We start from the raw sequence: 17,474 nt of genomic DNA on the forward strand, positions 1-17,474 counted from the left end.
TCTCCACATTAGCAAAATCCCGTCGGCCAGTCCTAGTTTGTTCCCGTTCTCACACCCGGGGATTCCGGGTTGTCTTGGGATGAACTACTACTGCTCGGTGAGCCCCGCGGGCAGCGGCGCGGTGTGAATCACGTGCAAGCGCTGGGTGGTGCGGGTCATCGCGACGTACAGATCGCCCACTCCCCCGTCGACGTCCGCGATCAGCTGCGCAGGTTCCACGATGATCACCCCGTCGAATTCCAATCCCTTGGATTCGCGTGCGGTAATCACCACGATGTCCTGGACCATTCCGCCGGATCCGGTGCCAACACGCTCGCCGTAGACCTTGGTGACCGCAGCGCGCGCGGCGGCCAGCAATTCCTGCGGGACGATGATCGCCTGCAGGCCCCCGGCCGCATAGTCCAGCTCTTCGGGAAGCTGCGCGATGAGTTGCTCGATCAGCCGGCCCTGCGGCGCATAGGTGAGCACCGGCGGCCAGTCTCCTTCGCGCACCGCGCGCGGCGTGGTGATGCGCAGCCCCGCGGCTTGGGCCACGCGAACTGCCGCATCGGCGATCTGCGCCGGGGTGCGGTAGTTGACCGTGAGCTCTTCGAGGTTGTAGCGCTTGCCCAGGAAGGGTTCCAGTGCCTGCGCCCAGCTATTGGCGCCCGAGGCGGCGGAGGTCTGCGCGATATCCCCGACGATGGTGAAGGACTTCATCGGGCAGCGGCGAACCAGCAGGCGCCACTGCATCGGCGAAAGTTCCTGCGCCTCATCGACCACGATATGCCCGTAGGCCCAGGTGCGATCGGCCACCGCACGTTCCGCAGCACTCTGCGAGGCGGCGGTTTCCTGGTTGACCGCTGCGACCTGCTCCGCGGTGACCACCCCGTCGATCCCCGCGTTGGCGAGCATCGTGTCCATGTTATTCAGCGCCATTTTCGCGTTTTCCACATCCCGCTCGTACTGCGAGGTATCGGGAGCGTCCTGCGGGTTGACGAACTCGCCGAGCAATTCGGCGGCCTCGTCGAGCAGCGGCATATCGGCCTCGGTGAAGGCCGAGCCCGCCGGGCGGAACAGCGCGTCGCGGTCGGACTGCGACAAGCGCGGGGCGGCCGCCTCCAGCAGGTGCGGCTTGGCGTAGAGCTCTTCGAGCAGGCCCTGCGGGCTCAGCGGCATCCAGCACAGGTTGATTGCCACGCGCACATCCCAGGATTCGCGCACCTCCTGGGGCAGGTAGGAGCGGTCCGCGGCGCTGGGCTGCCCCGCAGATTCCTCCAGTTTGCGCAGCAGCTGCTCGGCCAGGTCCCCGACGATCACCTTGGTGAAGGTTTCGCGGGCCTCGTTATAGGGCTTGTGGCTGTGCCGGGCGCGTTCGCGGGCGTTGCGCACCATGCCCCGGGTCAGCGTCAGCCGGGTGCCTTCGACCACCACCGTGCGGTCCTCGGCGAGCAGCCGCTGGCGGTTGCGCACCGCGGCGGCGATCACCTTGGCCATCGACAGCCGGCCCTTGACCTTCGCCACGGTCCGGTTGGTTTCCGGTCCGGCCGCCACCCCGTGGTACAGCTCGCCCACCGAGGACATGACCACACCGGTTTCACCCAGCGACGGGAGCACGCGTTCGATATAGCGCATGAAGGAGTTGGACGGGCCGACGATCAGCACGCCGGCATTCTTCAGCCGTTCCCGGTATTCGTAGAGCAGGAAGGCCGCACGGTGCAGCGCAACGGCGGTTTTGCCGGTGCCCGGTCCGCCCTGCACGACCACGGCGCCGGGTAGTTCCGCACGGATGATCGCATCCTGTTCTGCCTGGATGGTGCCGACGATATCGCCCATCCGGCCGGTGCGCTTTTCGCGCAGCGCGGCCATCAAGGCACCTTCACCGTGGTGGGTGTGGCCCTCGTCGAGCCAGGTTTCATCGAGCACGTCGTCTTCGATCCCCGCCACCGTACGGCCCTTGAGCATCAGGTGGCGGCGGCGCCGCACGCCGCGCGGGTTCAACGCGGTGGCCTGGTAGAACGGGGCGGCTTCGGAGGCGCGCCAGTCGATCATCAGCCGATTGAGCTCCTCGTCGGACAGCCCGATGCGGCCGATATAGCGCGGTTCGATGCCCTCGCCGTGGTCGGCCATGTCCAGCCGGCCGAAGACCAAGCGATCCTGCACCGCGTCCAACTGGGCGATGCGGTCCTCGTAGAGGCTGGCGAATGAATCGCGTTCGGATTGGTTCTGGAAGGTACCCACCGCACCGGTGGCGCGAGTGCGCGCAAGCTGCTCCACCTTTTCCGCGCGCAACTCATCGAGCCTGTCATACAGGCGTGCGACGTACTGGCTTTCAGCGAGCAGATCCCGCTCGATCGTACCGGTCAATCTTGGTTCCCCTCGCGCTAACTTACAGGACAGACAATCTTACGCGCGTAGCGACCCTACGGGTTAATCCCGCGAAGCCACCACGTCATCTTCGCGCCGCACCACGCCGTGGCGCGGCGCGGCGGTTAAACCGTTTGCAGCGACAGCACCCGGTGCCCGTCCAGGTTCTTGCGTCCGCCCAAGGCCTCAAGTTCCAAGATCACCCCGACGCCGGCGACGATGCCTCCGGCGCGTTCGATCAGCCGCACCGAGGAGCCCACGGTCCCGCCGGTGGCGAGCACATCGTCGAGCACCAGCACCCGGGTGCCGGGGGCGATCTCATCCTTGTGCAACTCCAGCGCGGCGCTGCCGTATTCCAGGGTGTAGTCATCGCGGTAGACCTCGCGCGGCAGCTTTCCGGCCTTGCGGATGGTCAGCATCCCGGTCCCCGAGGCGTAGGCCGCGGCCGCGGCGAGCACGAAGCCGCGCGCTTCCAGCCCGGCGACGATGTCGAAGGTCCCGGCGAAGGGCGCGATCAACTCGTCGACCAGGCGGCGCAAGCCCACCGGATCGGCAAACACCGGGGTGAGGTCCTTAAAGGAGATACCGGGCTGCGGGTAGTCGGGGACCACCGCGCACAGTCGATCCAGCAGTTCGCAAATGCTCTCGTTATTAGTCACGCGTAATATTTTAGTGCGTGCGTGACCCCGCTGGGTACCTGGACGATTGTGCCATCGGCGGAACGGAGGCACCCGGGCTCGCTGCTGCTGCGCCGCCCGGTCGCCCATTGCCTAGCGCGGCAGCGGTCCGAGCGCGGAATCGCGCGGAATCAGCGCCGCATCAGGGTATCGCTCGGCCAAGGCAGCAGTGTGGGGAATTCGGCCGAATCGGCGGCCTTGGTGGCGCGTACCACCCCGCTGACCGGGCGGCCGGCGAACCAGGCGGCCAGATCGTAGTCGGTTCCCTCCAATACCCAGGACCGCTGGCCGTTGCCGAGCACCTGGCGCTGCCGTCCATGGGGTTGCACCACGACGCGGTCACCTGCCCGCACCCGGGCGGCCAGCGCGCGCAGCAGATGATCGGAAAACTCTTGCGGCCAGCTGGCGGCCGGGCGCACGAATTCGTCCAGATCGGTGGCGTGTATCAGCATTTCGCGCCACACCGCATAGACCATGTCCGCGACCTGCGCCGCGGGCCGATAGCCCACCGGCTGCTCCCACTTGGCTTCGCAACCGGCCAGCACCACGCGCAGCTGCGCGAGGGATTCGGCCACCAGTTCGCGCAGCTTTTCCGGTCGCAGCAACGCGACCATATTGATCGCTTCGATCCGCCCGACCTGTCCCCCGTCGTACATCGGCGGCAAGTGCGCGGCCCCGGCGTTCTCGAATTGCCGCCGGGCAGCCTGCGCCAGCGAATGCAGGTGCGCGACTAGTTGCGCGGTGCTCCAACCGGGCAGCGAGCTGGGCTTGGCGTAGGCCTCGTCGGGCAACTTCGCCAGCTGCGTGGCCAGTTCGTCTAAGGCGGTGGTGACCTGCTCAAGGAGTTGTTCCGGCGGAAGTTCAGATGTCATGGCACACACTCTAGCGCGCGGGCATATCCGCGCAGAAGTAGCCAGCTCGTTAAATGCCTACGGCGGCGCAATAGCTTCGCGGCATTTCGAAGCTATTGCGCCGCCATCGGTTGCGGAACGAAGGTTTGTGCTTAGCCCTTGACCCAGGCGCGGATCTCGTCGAGCTGGCGCTCGAATTCGGCTAGCTGCGCCGCGACGGCGCTCGGCGCGGTGCCGCCCTGCCTGTTGCGCGCGTTCAGCGAGCCCTCGGTGGAGAGCACCTCGCGCACCGCCGGGGTCAAGTGCTCGGAGATGCCCGCATATTCTTCGTCGGTCAGGTCCCACAGCTCCACGCCGCGCGACTCGGCCAGCTGCACGGCGCTGCCGGAGAGCTCGTGCGCATCGCGGAACGGCACGCCCTGGCGGACCAGCCATTCAGCGATGTCGGTGGCCAGCGCGAAGCCCTGCGGCGCAAGCTGCGCCATGCGCTCGGTGTTGAAGGTCAGTGTGCCCATCATGCCGGCCATCGCTGGCAGCAGCATCTCCAGGGTGTCCGCGGCGTCGAACACCGGCTCCTTGTCTTCCTGCAGGTCGCGGTTGTAGGCCAACGGCAGCGCCTTCAGCGTTGCCAGCAACCCGGTCAGGTCCCCGATCAGGCGACCGGCCTTGCCACGGGCCAGCTCGGCGATGTCCGGGTTCTTCTTCTGCGGCATGATCGAGGAGCCGGTGGAGAAGGCATCGTGCAGCTTCACGAAGCTGAACTCCTTGGTGGCCCAGAGGATCACTTCTTCGGACACGCGGGAGAGGTCCACGCCGATCATCGCGGTGATCCAGGAGAATTCGGCGAACACGTCACGTGCGGCGGTGCCGTCGATCGAGTTGAACACCGCGGAGTCGAAGCCCAGCTCGCTGGCGACGAAGTTCGGGTCCAGTCCCAAGGTCTGCCCGGCCAGCGCGCCGGAACCGTAAGGGGAAACCGCAGCGCGCTTATCCCAATCGGCGAAGCGCTGCACGTCGCGCAGCAGCGGCCACGCATAGGCCAGCAGCAGGTGCGAAAGCAGGATCGGCTGCGCGTGCTGCAGGTGGGTGCGCCCGGGCATCGGCGCGTACGGGTGCGCCTTGGCCTGCTCGACCATCGCGTCGATGGTGCCGATGACACCGGAGGCGATGATGCGCGCATGGTCGCGCAGGAACATGCGGCCCAGGGTGGCGATCTGGTCGTTGCGCGAGCGGCCCGCGCGGAGCTTGCCGCCCAGCTGCATGCCGGCGCGTTCGAGCAGTCCGCGTTCCAGCGAACCGTGCACGTCCTCATCGGATTCCGCCGCCACGTAGGCTTCGGACTTCACATCCGCTTCGAGCTGGTCAAGGGCGGAGATCATCTCCGTCAGTTCGGTCTCGGTCAGCAGCCCGGCGCGGTTGAGCACCTTGGCATGGGCGCGGGAACCGGCGATGTCGTAGCTGGCCAAGCGCCAGTCGAAGTGGGTTGACTTACTCAGGGCAGCCATTGCTTCTGCCGGTCCACCGGCGAAGCGTCCGCCCCAGAGCGATCCTTCATTTGTTGACGAGGCCATGACTCGTTCCTTTCAGCCAGATCCCGCCGGGAGACGGGTAAAGTTTATTAATTCGCTGAAACCACTCTAGCAAAGCTTTATGCATTGGCGCTCATAAATATTCAGCGAGTTTGCGATTGTCCCGTGCGCATCTTGCGGAGCTCCGGTCCTCATCCGTTCGCAGCACCGGCCACCCGCCGTCACATATTTGCGCCCGGCGTGGGTATCGATCGGCTGCCTGTGAACTATGTACCGGTTTTTTGAGAGGAGTCGGTGAGTTGCGCGTTTTACACTTCCGCAGGTGCGGAGGCGAGCGTATGGTGAGAGACACACAATCGAATACGGATACTTCGTTGGAGGAAACCCCATGGAAATCCAGTTATACCGCGGTGATATCACCACGTTGAACGTTGATGCCATCGTGAACGCAGCCAACCCCTCATTGTTGGGCGGCGGCGGCGTTGACGGAGCTATTCATGCGGCAGCCGGCCCCGGCCTGCTCGCCGCCTGCCGCGAAGTGCGCACGGCCCGGTACCCCGATGGGATCCCTTCCGGTATTGCCGTAGCAACGAAGGCGGGGAACCTTTCGGCGAAGTGGGTTATTCACACCGCGGCGCCGAACCTGGCACTGATCAAGCCAAACCCGAAAATACTGGCCGATTGCTTCAGCAATTCGCTCTATCTAGCCGCGCGCCATGAGGCGCACTCGATCGCATTCCCGGCTTTGGGCGCGGGTGCGTTCGGCTGGCCGCCAGCGCAGGTCGCACAGATTGGCTTCGAAACGATCAGCGCCTGGATCGAAACGAATAAGCATATTTCGCCGATCCATCGAGTCGTGATGGTGTCACATACCGACGAGGTTCAAGAAGCCTTCGAGCAGGCATTCAACATGTCCTCCGTGGACCAGCTCGCAGCCTAAACGCTCCGATACCCCGGTGTCAGACACCAAGAACTGCCCGTCATGGCATAGCGCCTGACGGGCAGTTCTTCTCTGGGCCGCGGTCAAGCAGCCGGGTGGGCACTATCGCCCGGGGCTTGCCGGTTGTGCCGCGTTTCCGGATGCTGGTTCATCACGGACGGATGATCGGCGACGGATGGAATTCCGGGGCCCTGCGCAGAACCATGTCCGGTGGCATCGAAGGTTTGGAAGTACTGGTTGCGTCTCGGCCTTCGATCCGGATCGAGGTGTTCGGGCAAGATCACGTGCGGCAGCCCGTCGATGCTCACGATCTTGAGGTACCCCAGGTGCACCGCGACATGATGGGCCGGGCATAAGGGGCAGCAATTGGACAGGCTGGTTTGGCCTCCGTGTTCCCAGTACCGGATGTGGTGGTAATCCAGCAGCGCCGGATCCATGGTGCAACCGGGCACGATGCAGCCGCCGTCGCGTGCCCGCGCCGCCCGTTTGATCGATTTGGGAAACAACCTCTGGGATCGTCCGACATCGAGCACCTGCCCCGCCGCATTGAAAACCATGGGGATGATCTCTGCGTCGCACAATAATTTGCGCAGCTCCTCCGGTTCCAGCTCGATCCCGTGGGCGGTGCGGGCGGTACCGCTGGCCAGCTCGCGCAGGTCGCGTAGCGCCAGGTACACGATCAGCTCCGGGGTCACGATTTTTCCCTCGCCGCCTTCACCGCCATGGGGTTGGTTTCGCAAGATGCCCAGCAGGGCATTCAGCCGGCGTCGCGGCACGCTGCACAGCGGATCCAGGTCCGCCTGCGCGGCCAGGTCAGCGGCGGAGGCCGGAAGAGGTTCGATTCCAGCCGGGACCGGCGGTGGGTTGCAGCGCCGCGTCCGGGAAGAAGGTGCTGGCATTGCGGAGTTTTCCTTGCCCTGCGGCGCTCCTTCAGCCTCGCTGCTAAGGTCGGGCGCCGCTTCCTCCGCGGCCGCGGGTTCTGGGATCTGCTCGGGGTCGGGATCTGCAGCCCACCGCGGAGGCGGGCTGCCGCTGCTCCACTGTTGATCCAGTTTTTCTCGCCAGGCCGGCAGCCGCTCCTCGGCCTTTGCGGCGGTTGGCTGCATTTGCGGTGAATCCGTAGGCCGTTTGGGTACCGCCGCGGTCAAGCGGGCCGCCGCCCCGGCGGCCGTACGCTTGTTGTCGGCCTGGGCGATCAGCGATTCGAAGAGCTCGGCGTCGAGCCCCTCCACTCGGATGAGGTACTCGTGCACTCCCTGCTTGACCGGGCGGGGGAAAACCCCGAGTTCCGGGCGGGGCTGCACGGCATGCGTCAGCTTGTATCGGGCCATCAGGGCAGAGATTTTCTTCCGGCTGGTGGCTCGATCGTGTTCCTTCAGCAGCCGGTTGGCGTGCGCCTCGAGGGTTTGGCCGTCCTCTGCCGTGGCGCTGGCGGTGGTGGGCAGCCCATCGAAGGTGGTGTCCTCGGGCTCCATCTTGTCCAGCGCCCTGGCCTGGGCGAGCACCGCGCGCGGATCAAGCTGCTTGTGCTCGGCGAAGGTGCGGGCCAGTTGCGTAAACCGCGGGGCGCAACCGGTGCCAGCGATGCTGCGCCGGGCATGGATCAGGTGCGCGTCGGCGATGCGGCGACTGGCCTCCTGATAGTCCAGCCCGAGCCACTTGCCCAAAAAATCCGCGGCATCCCGGTAGCAGGTTCGCCCCGGAGCCAGCCGCGCGGCGGCGCTGAAATCGGTGGAGCCGGCACGCAGCGCGTCGAATTCCTCCAGGGCCAGGGCGTGGCTGGCGGTAATTTCCACGGCGCTGACCGCACGCGGCAGCTCGCGGTAGACCTCACGGTTCAACCGCTCGAGATGCTCGGCGAAGGCGGCCGCCATCCGCGGATCATCGACGGCGGCGGCTTGCTCGGCAAGGACCCCGAACAGCGTGCGGCACGCGTCTTGCGCGGCGATGAGCTGTTCGATACTCAGCGCCGGCGCGGTAGCGAGCTGGCCGGCCAGCTCGCTTAGCGTCAGGGGCAGTTGTTCGGGGTCCATGCACCGATGATGCCCCGGGGCGGGCGCGGGTTAAACGGCACCGCCACCGGGTGTGGATAACATCCGGTGGCGGGTCGATCGTGCGTGGAGATCGTGCGCGGGCGGGCCGGTTAGCGTGGTTCGGCCAGCTGCAGGAAACGCCCGGCGACCTCCGCTGCTCCATCGGCGGCCCGGGTGATGATCATGATGGTGTCGTCCCCGGCGATGCAGCCGAGGATGGAGGGCATCTGCGAGTGGTCGATGGCCAACGCCAGCAGGTTCGCGGCGCCCGGCGGGGTGCGCAATACGACGATATTGCCCGAGGCCTCGGCGGTGACCAGCTGCTCCTGGCAGATCTTGGCCAGCCGCGCGTCGAGCACCTCCTGGGTGATGGCGGTTTTCGGGGAACGGTCCCCGCCCTCCTGGCGCACGGCGTAGATCAGCTGGCCGAGGTGGTCGCGGATGCGTACCGCCCCGATCTCCACCAGATCCCGGGACAGCGTGGCCTGGGTGACCTCCAGCCCGTCGTCCTTCAGCAGCCCGAGCAGCTCGGCCTGGCTCTTGACCGAATTGTTCCCCAGGAATGCGCGGATCCGCGCCTGGCGTGCGGTCTTGGTGCTTGGCTGGGCTCCCATTTAAAACTCGACCCGCTCGTCCGCGGCCAGCTCGGAGGCGACCATCAGCCAGGTCATGATGGCCTTCTGCGCGTGGACCCGGTTTTCGGCCTCGTCGAAGACCACCGCCTGCGGGCCGTCGATCACCTCGGCGGAAATCTCGTAGCCGCGGTAGGCCGGCAGGCAGTGCAGCACGATGGCATCGGGCTTCGCCAGCTTCATGGCTTCGGTGGTCACCGAGTAGTCGGTGAACAGCTTCTGGCGCGTCGCCTTCTCGGCTTCCTGCCCCATGGAGACCCAGGTGTCGGTGACCACCACGTCCGCGTCGGCCAGCGCGGCGGCCGCGTCGGTGGTGATCATGATCGACGCGCCGGTCTGCTCGGCGCGGATTTCCGCGGCGGCGATGATCTCGGCGGACGGCAGGTAGCCTTCCGGGCCGGCGATGCGCACGTGCATGCCGGCGGTGACCCCGGCCAGCAGGTAGGAGTTGGCCATATTGTTCGCCGCGTCGCCCAGGTAGACCATGCTCAGACCCTGGGTCTTGCCCTTGTGCTCGCGCACGGTGAGCAGGTCGGCGAGCAGCTGGCAGGGGTGGTAGTCATCGGAGAGCGCGTTGATCACCGGCACCCGGGAGTTCGCCGCCATTTCCTCCAAGCCGGACTGCGCGTAGGTGCGCCAGACGATGGTGGAGACCATGCGCTGAAGCACCTTGGCCGAGTCCGCGATGGATTCCTTGTGGCCCAGCTGCGATTCGCCGGAGTTGATGATCAGCGGGGAGCCGCCGAGCTCGGCGATGCCCGCGTGGAAGGAGACGCGGGTACGGGTGGAAGTCTTGTCGAAGAACACCGCGACGGTTTGCGGGCCGGCGTAGGGCCGGTAGCCGTATTTGTCGGCCTTCATCTTAGCGGCGAGGTCCAGGACCTTGGACTGCTCGGCGGGGCTCAGGTCGAGGTCGGTCAAGAAGTGGCGTGTAGCGCTCATGAATCGGTTCCTTTTGCTTCCGGTGGTGCCGGGAAAATGTGTGGGCTAGGCGGCGGTGGCCGCGGTCAGCAGCGCCGGCAGGGCGGCGAGGAAGGTGCCCAGCTGCTCGCGGGTGATGATCAGCGGCGGGGCCAGGCGGATGGTGGACTCGTCCGTGGCGTTCACGATGAACCCCGCATCCAGCGCGGCGCCAACCAGCTTCGGCGCCGAACCATCCATCAGCTCGAAGGCGGTGAGCAGGCCGCGGCCGCGGACCTCCCCCACCCCGTCGATGCCGGCCAGTTCGGCGCGCAGCCAGTTCCCGGTTTCGCGCACATGGCCCAGCAGCTTCTGATTTTCGATGGTGTGGATGACCGCGAGCCCGGCGGCGCAGGCCACCGGGTTGCCGCCGAAGGTGGTGCCGTGGTCCCCCGGGGTCAGCCAGGCGGTGTTCTGCTGCCCGAAGACGATCATCGCCCCGATCGGGAAGCCGCCGCCCAGGCCCTTGGCCAGGGTCATCACATCGGGGATCACGCCGGTGGAGGCGAAGAACTCGCCGGTGCGCCCCATGCCGGTCTGCACCTCGTCGAAGACCAGCAGGGCCCCGGCCGCGGTGGTGATCTCGCGGGCCGCGCGCAGGTACTCGGCGCCCAGCTCGCGCACCCCGGCCTCGCCCTGGATGGGCTCGATGAATACCGCGGCCACGGTTTCGTCCACCGCGGCGCGCAGCGCGGCCTCGTCTCCGGCCGGAATCCAGCTGACGTTGCCCGGCAGCGGAGCAAAGGGAGCGCGGTACTTCTCCTTGTAGGTCAGCGACAGGGCGCCGAGGGTGCGGCCGTGGAAGGCGTGCTCCAGGGCGATCACCTTGGTGCGCGGGACCGCCGCGGTGCCGGTGTTCCGGCGGGTGAGCTTCAGCGCCGCCTCGTTCGCCTCGGTGCCGGAGTTCGCGAAGAACACCTTCGAGCCTTCCGGGGCGGCCGAAATTTCGAGCAGCTTCTCGGCCAGCGCGATCTGCGTCGGGGAGCTGAAGAAGTTCGACACGTGGCCCAAGGTCGCCAGCTGGCTGGTGATCACGGAAGTCAGCAGCGGGTTCGCGTGGCCCAGGGTGTTCACCGCGATGCCGCCGAGCAGATCCAGGTACTGGTTGCCGTCGGCGTCCCAGACATGGCAGCCGGCCCCGCGCACGAGCACCCGCGACGGGGCGCCGAACACGCCGAGCAGCGACTTGGCGTAGCGGGCGGAGAGATCCGCGCCGTGCAGCGCGGAGAGTTCGTTGGCCTCGTTCAGCGCGCCGGTGGCGCGCAGTTCCTGACTCACTTGGATTCCTTAATCTGGGGTACCACCTGGGTGCCGATCCCGGCGGTGGTGAAAATTTCGAGCAGCATCGAGTGCGCCTCGCGGCCGTCGACGATATGCGCCTGGGGCACTCCGGCGTCCACCGCCTTCAGGCAGGCACCCATCTTCGGGATCATGCCCGATTCCAGGGTGGGCAGCATGCTGCGCAGCTCCTCGTTGGTGATCGAGCTGATCAGCGAGGACTTGTCCGGCCAGGCGGCGTAGAGCCCCTCCACGTCGGTGAGGATCACCAGCTTGGCCGCGCCCAGCGCGGTGGCCAGCGCCGCGGCGGCGGTGTCGGCGTTGACGTTGAGGATCGCGCCGGTGGGATCGGCGTGCTCGTCGAACTCCGGGGCGACGGTGGAGATGACCGGGATCATTCCGGCCTTGACCAGCGAATCCACCTGGTCGGTGCGCACCCGGGTGACCTCGCCGACCAGCCCGAGGTCAACCTCGACGCCGTCCACGGTGGTGCCGGTGCGCACCGCCTGCAAGGTGGCCCCGTCCTCCCCGGACATGCCCACCGAGTAGGGGCCGTGCGAGTTGATCAGGCCCACCAGGTCGCGCTGCACCTGGCCGGTGAGCACCATGCGCACCACGTCCATCGCCTCCGGGGTGGTCACCCGCAGCCCGCCGCGGAATTCGGATTTGATGCCCAAGGTGTCGAGCATCTTGTTGATCTGCGGGCCGCCGCCGTGCACCACCACCGGGTTGATCCCGGCGTGGCGCAGGAACACGATGTCCTCGGCGAAGGCGCGGCGCAGCTCGTCGTTGACCATCGCGTTGCCGCCGTATTTGATGACCATCGTGGTCCCGGCGAAGCGCTGGATCCAGGGCAGCGCCTCGATCAGGGCTTCGGCCTTGGTGCGAGCGGCGCCGAGGTTGGTATGTGCTGTGTGCGGCATGGTGGGTTTGCTCCTGCGAAGGCGGCCTAGCTGGAGTAGGCGGAGTTTTCGTGGACGTAGTCGTGGGTCAGGTCGTTGGTGAGGATCGTCGCCTCGATCGCCCCGGCGTTCAGGTCGATGTCGATGGTGACGAAGCGGTCTTCCAGCGAGATCAGATTGCGGTCCTCGCCGACGCCGCCGTTTTTGCAGACCATCACGCCGTTGATCGCCACGTTCAGCTCATCGGGTTCGAAGGCCGCGGCCGTGGTGCCGACCTCGGAGAGCACCCGGCCCCAGTTCGGGTCCTTGCCGAAGATCGCGGTCTTGACCAGGTTCGAACGGGACACCGCGCGGGAGACCTCCAAAGCGTCGGCCTCGGTGGCCGCGTTGTAGGTGCGCACCGCGATGGTGTGTTGTGCACCTTCGGCATCGTCGATCAGCTTCGCGGCCAGCTCCTGGCACAGATCTGCCAGGGCGGCGGTGAATTCTGCCAGGTCCGGGGCGATGCCCGAGGCGCCGGAGGACATCAGCAGCACGGTGTCGTTGGTGGACATGCAGCCATCGGAGTCCGCCCGGTCAAAGCTCACCGCGGTGGCCGCGCGCAGGGCCTGGTCCAGCGCCTGGGGCTCGAGCACCGCATCGGTGGTGAGCACCACGAGCATGGTGGCCAGCGCCGGGGCGAGCATTCCCGCACCCTTGGCCATGCCGCCGATGCTATACCCGCTCACGCTGCGCGAGGCGATTTTCGGGACGGTGTCGGTGGTCATGATGCCGGCGGCGGCCGCATCGGCGGCTCCCTGGCCGTCGGCGAGCGCTCCGGCCGCCTGTTTCACCCCGGGCAGCAGCTTATCCATAGGCAGTTGCATGCCGATCAGCCCGGTGGAGGCCACCGCCACGTCGCCCGAAGAGAGGTTCAGCAGTTCGGCCACGTATTCGGCGGTGCGGTGCGTGTTGCCGAATCCCTCGGCACCGGTGCAGGCGTTGGCGCCGCCGGAGTTCAGCACGATCGCATCCACCCGGGCGTCCTTGATGATCTCCTTGGACCAGTGCACCGGGGCGGCGGCCACGCGGTTCGCGGTGAATACCGCGGCGGCGGTGAAGTCCGGGCCCAGGTTCTGCACCAGCACGACGTCGTTCTTGCCGGTGGATTTCAGGCCCGCGGGGACCCCGGAGGCCAGGAAGCCGGCCGGTGCGGTGACGCCGGCCAGTTCGGCCGGCGGAAAGGTGGGGGTGTGGGACAGGCTCACGGTGCGACTCCTTGCATCATCAATCCGGTGGTTTCGGGCAGGCCGAGGGCGATATTCATCGATTGCACCGCGGCGCCCGCGGTGCCCTTGGTGAGGTTATCCAGCGCGAGGGTGACGATCACTCGTCCGGCGTGCTCGTCGAGCGCCAGCTGCAGTTGCACGTGGTTGCTCGCCTGCACCGCGCCGGTGGTCGGCCACTGGCCCTCGGGCAGCAGGTGCACAAATGGCTCGTTGGCGTAGGCCGATTCCCAGGCTGCGCGCAGCGCCCCGGCGGTGACCCCGGGCTTGATCCGCGCGGTGGCGGTGGTCAGGATGCCGCGCGGCATCGGCGCGAGGGTCGGGGTGAAGGATACGGTGACTTCCTCCCCGGCGAGCTTGGACAGGCCCTGCTCCATCTCGGGGATGTGGCGGTGGATGCCGCCGACGCCATAGGTGCTCATCGAGCCCATGGTTTCGCTGCCCAGCAAATGGGTTTTGGCGCTCTTTCCGGCTCCGGAGGTGCCCGAGGCGGAGACGATGACCACGTCCTTGGCCTCCAACAGGCCCGCGCCGTAGCCCGGGGCGAGGGCCAATTGGCCGCCGGTCGGGTAGCAGCCGGGGACGGCCACGCGCTTGGTGCCGATCAGTTGTTCGCGTTGGCCGGGCAGTTCGGGCAGCCCGTAGGGCCAGGATCCGGCATGCGGCGAACCGTAGAATTTCTCCCAGGCGGCGGCGGATTCCAGTCGGTGGTCTGCCCCGGCGTCGATGACCAGGGTGGATTCGGGCAGGGCCGCGGCGACCGCGGCGCTCGCGCCATGCGGAAGGGCGAGGAAGACCACGTCGTGCCCGGCCAGGTTTTCCACGGTGGTCTCCACGAGCACGCGCTCGGCCAGGGAGTGCAGATGCGGGGCGACGCCGCCCAAGCGCAGCCCGGCCTGGGAGTGCGCGGTGATCGCACCGATCTCTACCTGTGGGTGGTTGGCCAAAATTCGAAGGACCTCGCCGCCGGCGTATCCGCTGGCGCCGGAGACAGCAACTGAAATCGTCATGACCTCACTCTACAACTGGTTATGCATCAAACCTAATAAATATGCATAAATAGTTCGTCATTTACGCAACCCGGGGGCTGCCACCCACCCGGCTCACACCCTTCAGTCCTAGACTGGTTACCAGGAGCCGTCAGCAATATGGCATAGGGACAAAGATTGGAATATCATCGCATGAATCAGCAGAGCATACTCGTCTCCCACGCAGGTGGGCCCGAAGTTTTGGAGCTCGGCGAAACCCCAATCCCTGCCCCGGGCGCAGGGCAGGTGCTCGTCAAAATCGAGGCCGCCGGCGTGAACTTCATCGAAACCTATCAGCGCTCGGGAGTCTACGCCGTGGACTATCCGTTCACCCCGGGCAGCGAATTCTCCGGCACCGTCACCCAGGTCGGCGAGAACGTGCGCCATTTGAAGGTCGGCGACCGGGTCGCCACCTCCAGCGGCACCAAGGGCTACGCCCAGTACGCCGTGGTCGGCGAGGCCGAGCTGGGCAAGGTGCCCGACAAGGTCGACCTGCGATTGGCCGCGGCGCTCCCCCTGCAGGGCATGACCTCCCACTATCTGACGCATTCGAGCTATCTGGTGCATTCGGGCGATGTCATCCTCAGCTACGCCGGCGCCGGCGGAGTGGGACTGCTGCTCACGCAGATCTTGAAGATGAAGGGCGCCACCGTCATCACCACCGCTTCCACCCAGGAAAAGAAGGACCTGGCCCGCGCCGCCGGAGCCGACTACGTGGTGGATTATGACCAGGTCGAAGCCACCGTGGACAAGGTCACCGGCGGAGTGGGCGTGCACGCGGTCTACGACGGCATCGGCAAGGACACGTTCGAAACCTCGCTGAAGGTACTCAAGCGCCGCGGCACGCTGGTGCTCTTCGGCGGGGCCAGCGGCCAGGTTCCGCCCTTCGACCTGCAGCGGCTGAATGCGGCCGGGTCGCTGACCGTGACCCGGCCGAAGCTCTCGGACTTCCTGGCCACGGACGAGGAACGCGCATGGCGCTTCGGCGACGTCTTCGGCTGGGCCGCCAGCGGGGACTTGGATGTCCGCGTCGGGCAGAAATTCGCGCTGGCCGACGCGAGCAAGGCGCATAGTGCGTTGGAATCGCGCAAAACCACCGGCAAGGTGCTACTCGTTCCCTAACTCCCAGCCCTAGTTAGCTAATGCCTGCCACTGCACCTCAGCGGCGGGCATTAGTCGATTAATGAACTAGCGCTTTGAGCCAATAGCCACTGGCCCATGCCGCTGGCCGATTCCATCTTCTGGAACCACGGCAGCACTCCGGTTTCGAAATACGAGCCCCGGTGAAGCACCCTCTTCGCCAAGATTCCGCAGACCAGGCAGCCGGCGGAAAACCACCGATCTTCCGAGGGCCCGCAGCGAGCCGGGCCAGCCCAGATCCCCGGGAACCCAGAATCTAGAATCGCGAGGATCCCCCGGCGCCGGAGAAGCTGCCGCCACCGGAATAGCCGTGGGAGACGCCCGAGGAGCTGGCGGCCTCCCGGGAGGTGTCCACCGCGTTGACCCCGGTGGCGTACCCGGCGTTGTAGGAGTTCACCCGCCAGAACATCGAAGCCGGGTAGATCACATCGAGAATGGATCCCGAACGGCTCGCACCGGTGCTGTCGTAGCGGGAGTGGCGCAGCGCTTCGTGCATCTCCTGCTTCTCTTCGGCGCTCGACGCATAGACCTCGACCTGCGCGCTAGCGTAGGCATCGAGTCGTTCGGTGAGCTGGCTGCGCAGTTCGGACAACTTATCAAGGGCGGTATCCACATCGAGCTTTTCGGCCTTCAGCTCGTTGCCCAGATCTGCCACGGCGCGTTTTGCGGTGGCGGAGTAGGAATCCAATGCGGCGGCTTGTGCCTGCAGTTCTTCCGGCGCATCTTCGATCAGCGCGGGCAGCTCGGTCAGGTCTTCGAGCAAGGGTGCGGTTTGGCGGCGCCAGGCATCTTCCCACGCGGCACCGCGGGTGTAGAGGGCCGCGGCGTCGTTGATCGCATCGTCGGTGAGGTCCAGGGCCTGGGCGTTGGCGTGGAATTCCTTGGCGCGAGCCACCCCGGGGCTGCTTGAACGCAGCTTCTTGCTCGCCTGCGCCAGCTCTTGCTGCGTGGTGAAGCAAGCGCGGTAGGTGGCGGCAAAGTCGGCGAAGCGGCGTTCGAGTTCCGCGGCGTGGTGCGAGTCGCCAGGCAAGGTGCGCGCGGATAGTTCGGTGGCGTCCAAATCCATGGTCACATTGGTCAGGTGCGCGCTGCCCGATTCCAGCTGCTCGGCGAAGCTCTTTCGCCGCCCCGAACGCACCGCGAGCGCTATGCCGGTACCTCCGATGGCGCCCAGGCTCCCCAGCCCCACGGTCCAGCCGAGCGCCGGATGCCGATACCAGGGGCGGTTGATGATGTTCGCGCCGCGCGCGGCGACGGCGACAACTCCGTCGGTCCAGCGGGCCTGGTTAAAATCCTCGGAGCCCGCCTCATGGATCGAGCGCATCTGGGAGTCGGACACCTTGCGGTCCTCGCCGAAGTAGGTCCCGATCTGGCCATCTCCAGGGCCCTCCACGGACAGCGTGATGATGAAGTAGCCGTTGGCCCAGTAGTCGCCGTAGTCCTCGGGGTCCGCCGAGATCCATTCGGGGTGCGCGCTGCGGGCGTGGCCTAGCGTCTGGCTGTTGATGTCATCCGCATACTGGCCTTCACGCGAATACACGGCGACCTTGGTGGGCTCGTTGAAGTCGATCTCGCCCACCGCGTCGCGCAGCTTCTGCTCGTTGAGCACGTTGGCGGTGTCATCGATGGTGATCGAATCCAGGTTTATTCCCTCTGCCTGCGCCGCGGGCGGCACGGCGAGGAACAGCAGCGTGGCGGCGGCCGCCGCGGCCAGTGCACGGCGTGGAGAATTGAGCTGGCGCATGGAGAATTCCTCTCAGGCAGATGATGCGAATTATTCCGAACGTTAGGCCAATAGCTCCATCCTAACGGCTGGAACGGGGTAGCTTCGCAGCCCGCGGGGCGCCGCGGCACGCTGCCAGGAGGAGCAGTGATGTGATTCCAACGACCAAT

14 protein-coding genes are annotated in these 17,474 nt (G+C 66.5%); 2 read left to right on the top strand and 12 right to left on the bottom strand.

Features of this window, described 5'->3' with window-relative positions; all coding sequences use genetic code 11:
- Positions 1 to 87: 87 nt before the first annotated feature.
- The 4 genes from ACT3UQ_RS09005 to argH form a co-directional block, all read right to left on the bottom strand.
- Positions 88 to 2,346 (bottom strand): HelD family protein, encoded by a 2,259-nt coding sequence (locus ACT3UQ_RS09005; RefSeq protein ID WP_444637011.1) that lies wholly within the window; start codon positions 2,344 to 2,346, stop codon positions 88 to 90.
- Between the two features lie 125 nt (positions 2,347 to 2,471).
- Positions 2,472 to 3,005 carry an adenine phosphoribosyltransferase gene (locus tag ACT3UQ_RS09010; protein ID WP_374954797.1) on the bottom strand — a complete coding sequence of 178 codons (534 nt, stop codon included), beginning with the start codon at positions 3,003 to 3,005 and terminating at the stop codon, positions 2,472 to 2,474.
- A 149-nt stretch (positions 3,006 to 3,154) separates the two neighbouring features.
- Positions 3,155 to 3,895 carry a maleylpyruvate isomerase family mycothiol-dependent enzyme gene (locus ACT3UQ_RS09015; RefSeq protein ID WP_444637012.1) on the bottom strand — a complete coding sequence of 247 codons (741 nt, stop codon included), beginning with the start codon at positions 3,893 to 3,895 and terminating at the stop codon, positions 3,155 to 3,157.
- 131 nt (positions 3,896 to 4,026) lie between these two features.
- Positions 4,027 to 5,445, bottom strand: coding sequence for an argininosuccinate lyase (gene argH / locus ACT3UQ_RS09020; protein ID WP_444637013.1), 1,419 nt, complete (start codon positions 5,443 to 5,445; stop codon positions 4,027 to 4,029).
- 346 nt (positions 5,446 to 5,791) lie between these two features.
- Between argH and ACT3UQ_RS09025 the strand changes: the two genes are divergently transcribed.
- Complete coding sequence (locus ACT3UQ_RS09025) at positions 5,792 to 6,343, top strand: macro domain-containing protein (protein WP_105554645.1); 552 nt, start codon at positions 5,792 to 5,794, stop codon at positions 6,341 to 6,343.
- A gap of 83 nt (positions 6,344 to 6,426) precedes the next feature.
- Here the strand turns inward: ACT3UQ_RS09025 and ACT3UQ_RS09030 are convergent, their stop codons facing one another.
- The 7 genes from ACT3UQ_RS09030 to argC form a co-directional block, all read right to left on the bottom strand.
- Positions 6,427 to 8,376: an HNH endonuclease signature motif containing protein gene (locus ACT3UQ_RS09030; protein ID WP_444637014.1), complete on the bottom strand. Its 1,950-nt coding sequence runs from the start codon at positions 8,374 to 8,376 to the stop codon at positions 6,427 to 6,429.
- 110 nt (positions 8,377 to 8,486) lie between these two features.
- Positions 8,487 to 8,990, bottom strand: a complete 504-nt coding sequence (locus ACT3UQ_RS09035) for an arginine repressor (RefSeq protein WP_105554647.1) — start codon at positions 8,988 to 8,990, stop codon at positions 8,487 to 8,489.
- Positions 8,991 to 9,950: an ornithine carbamoyltransferase gene (gene argF, locus ACT3UQ_RS09040; protein WP_105650765.1), complete on the bottom strand. Its 960-nt coding sequence runs from the start codon at positions 9,948 to 9,950 to the stop codon at positions 8,991 to 8,993.
- A gap of 45 nt (positions 9,951 to 9,995) precedes the next feature.
- Complete coding sequence (locus tag ACT3UQ_RS09045) at positions 9,996 to 11,246, bottom strand: acetylornithine transaminase (protein WP_374954798.1); 1,251 nt, start codon at positions 11,244 to 11,246, stop codon at positions 9,996 to 9,998.
- The gene (gene argB / locus ACT3UQ_RS09050) at positions 11,243 to 12,169 is read right to left on the bottom strand and encodes an acetylglutamate kinase (RefSeq protein WP_105554649.1); all 927 of its coding nucleotides are present in this window, start codon (positions 12,167 to 12,169) and stop codon (positions 11,243 to 11,245) included. Before argB ends, ACT3UQ_RS09045 begins: the two co-directional genes overlap by 4 nt.
- A gap of 26 nt (positions 12,170 to 12,195) precedes the next feature.
- Positions 12,196 to 13,395, bottom strand: a complete 1,200-nt coding sequence (gene argJ / locus ACT3UQ_RS09055) for a bifunctional glutamate N-acetyltransferase/amino-acid acetyltransferase ArgJ (protein WP_444637015.1) — start codon at positions 13,393 to 13,395, stop codon at positions 12,196 to 12,198.
- Complete coding sequence (argC, locus tag ACT3UQ_RS09060; protein ID WP_105554651.1) at positions 13,392 to 14,423, bottom strand: N-acetyl-gamma-glutamyl-phosphate reductase; 1,032 nt, start codon at positions 14,421 to 14,423, stop codon at positions 13,392 to 13,394. The genes argJ and argC overlap by 4 nt, the downstream gene beginning before the upstream one ends.
- Before the next feature lie 171 nt (positions 14,424 to 14,594).
- On the opposite strand from argC, the gene ACT3UQ_RS09065 reads away from it, so the two are divergent.
- On the top strand, positions 14,595 to 15,563 hold the full coding sequence (locus ACT3UQ_RS09065) for a quinone oxidoreductase family protein (protein ID WP_444637016.1): 969 nt from the start codon (positions 14,595 to 14,597) through the stop codon (positions 15,561 to 15,563).
- A gap of 274 nt (positions 15,564 to 15,837) precedes the next feature.
- Here ACT3UQ_RS09065 and ACT3UQ_RS09070 read toward each other — a convergent pair whose 3' ends face one another.
- The gene (locus ACT3UQ_RS09070) at positions 15,838 to 17,325 is read right to left on the bottom strand and encodes a DUF5129 domain-containing protein (protein ID WP_444637017.1); all 1,488 of its coding nucleotides are present in this window, start codon (positions 17,323 to 17,325) and stop codon (positions 15,838 to 15,840) included.
- Between the last annotated feature and the right edge of the window lie 149 nt (positions 17,326 to 17,474).

This window comes from Glutamicibacter sp. AOP12-B1-11 (genome assembly GCF_052379245.1).
Classification (GTDB): domain Bacteria; phylum Actinomycetota; class Actinomycetes; order Actinomycetales; family Micrococcaceae; genus Glutamicibacter.

What these genes read in the sequence shown, in the direction of transcription:
- ACT3UQ_RS09025 (WP_105554645.1), top strand. Translation starts at nt 5,792, where the DNA reads ATGGAAATCCAGTTATACCGCGGTGATATCACCACGTTGAACGTTGAT.
- argH (WP_444637013.1), bottom strand. Translation starts at nt 5,445, where the DNA reads ATGGCCTCGTCAACAAATGAAGGATCGCTCTGGGGCGGACGCTTCGCC.
- argF (WP_105650765.1), bottom strand. Translation starts at nt 9,950, where the DNA reads ATGAGCGCTACACGCCACTTCTTGACCGACCTCGACCTGAGCCCCGCC.
- argB (WP_105554649.1), bottom strand. Translation starts at nt 12,169, where the DNA reads ATGCCGCACACAGCACATACCAACCTCGGCGCCGCTCGCACCAAGGCC.
- ACT3UQ_RS09035 (WP_105554647.1), bottom strand. Translation starts at nt 8,990, where the DNA reads ATGGGAGCCCAGCCAAGCACCAAGACCGCACGCCAGGCGCGGATCCGC.
- ACT3UQ_RS09015 (WP_444637012.1), bottom strand. Translation starts at nt 3,895, where the DNA reads ATGACATCTGAACTTCCGCCGGAACAACTCCTTGAGCAGGTCACCACC.
- ACT3UQ_RS09065 (WP_444637016.1), top strand. Translation starts at nt 14,595, where the DNA reads ATGAATCAGCAGAGCATACTCGTCTCCCACGCAGGTGGGCCCGAAGTT.
- ACT3UQ_RS09070 (WP_444637017.1), bottom strand. Translation starts at nt 17,325, where the DNA reads ATGCGCCAGCTCAATTCTCCACGCCGTGCACTGGCCGCGGCGGCCGCC.
- ACT3UQ_RS09030 (WP_444637014.1), bottom strand. Translation starts at nt 8,376, where the DNA reads ATGGACCCCGAACAACTGCCCCTGACGCTAAGCGAGCTGGCCGGCCAG.
- argC (WP_105554651.1), bottom strand. Translation starts at nt 14,423, where the DNA reads ATGACGATTTCAGTTGCTGTCTCCGGCGCCAGCGGATACGCCGGCGGC.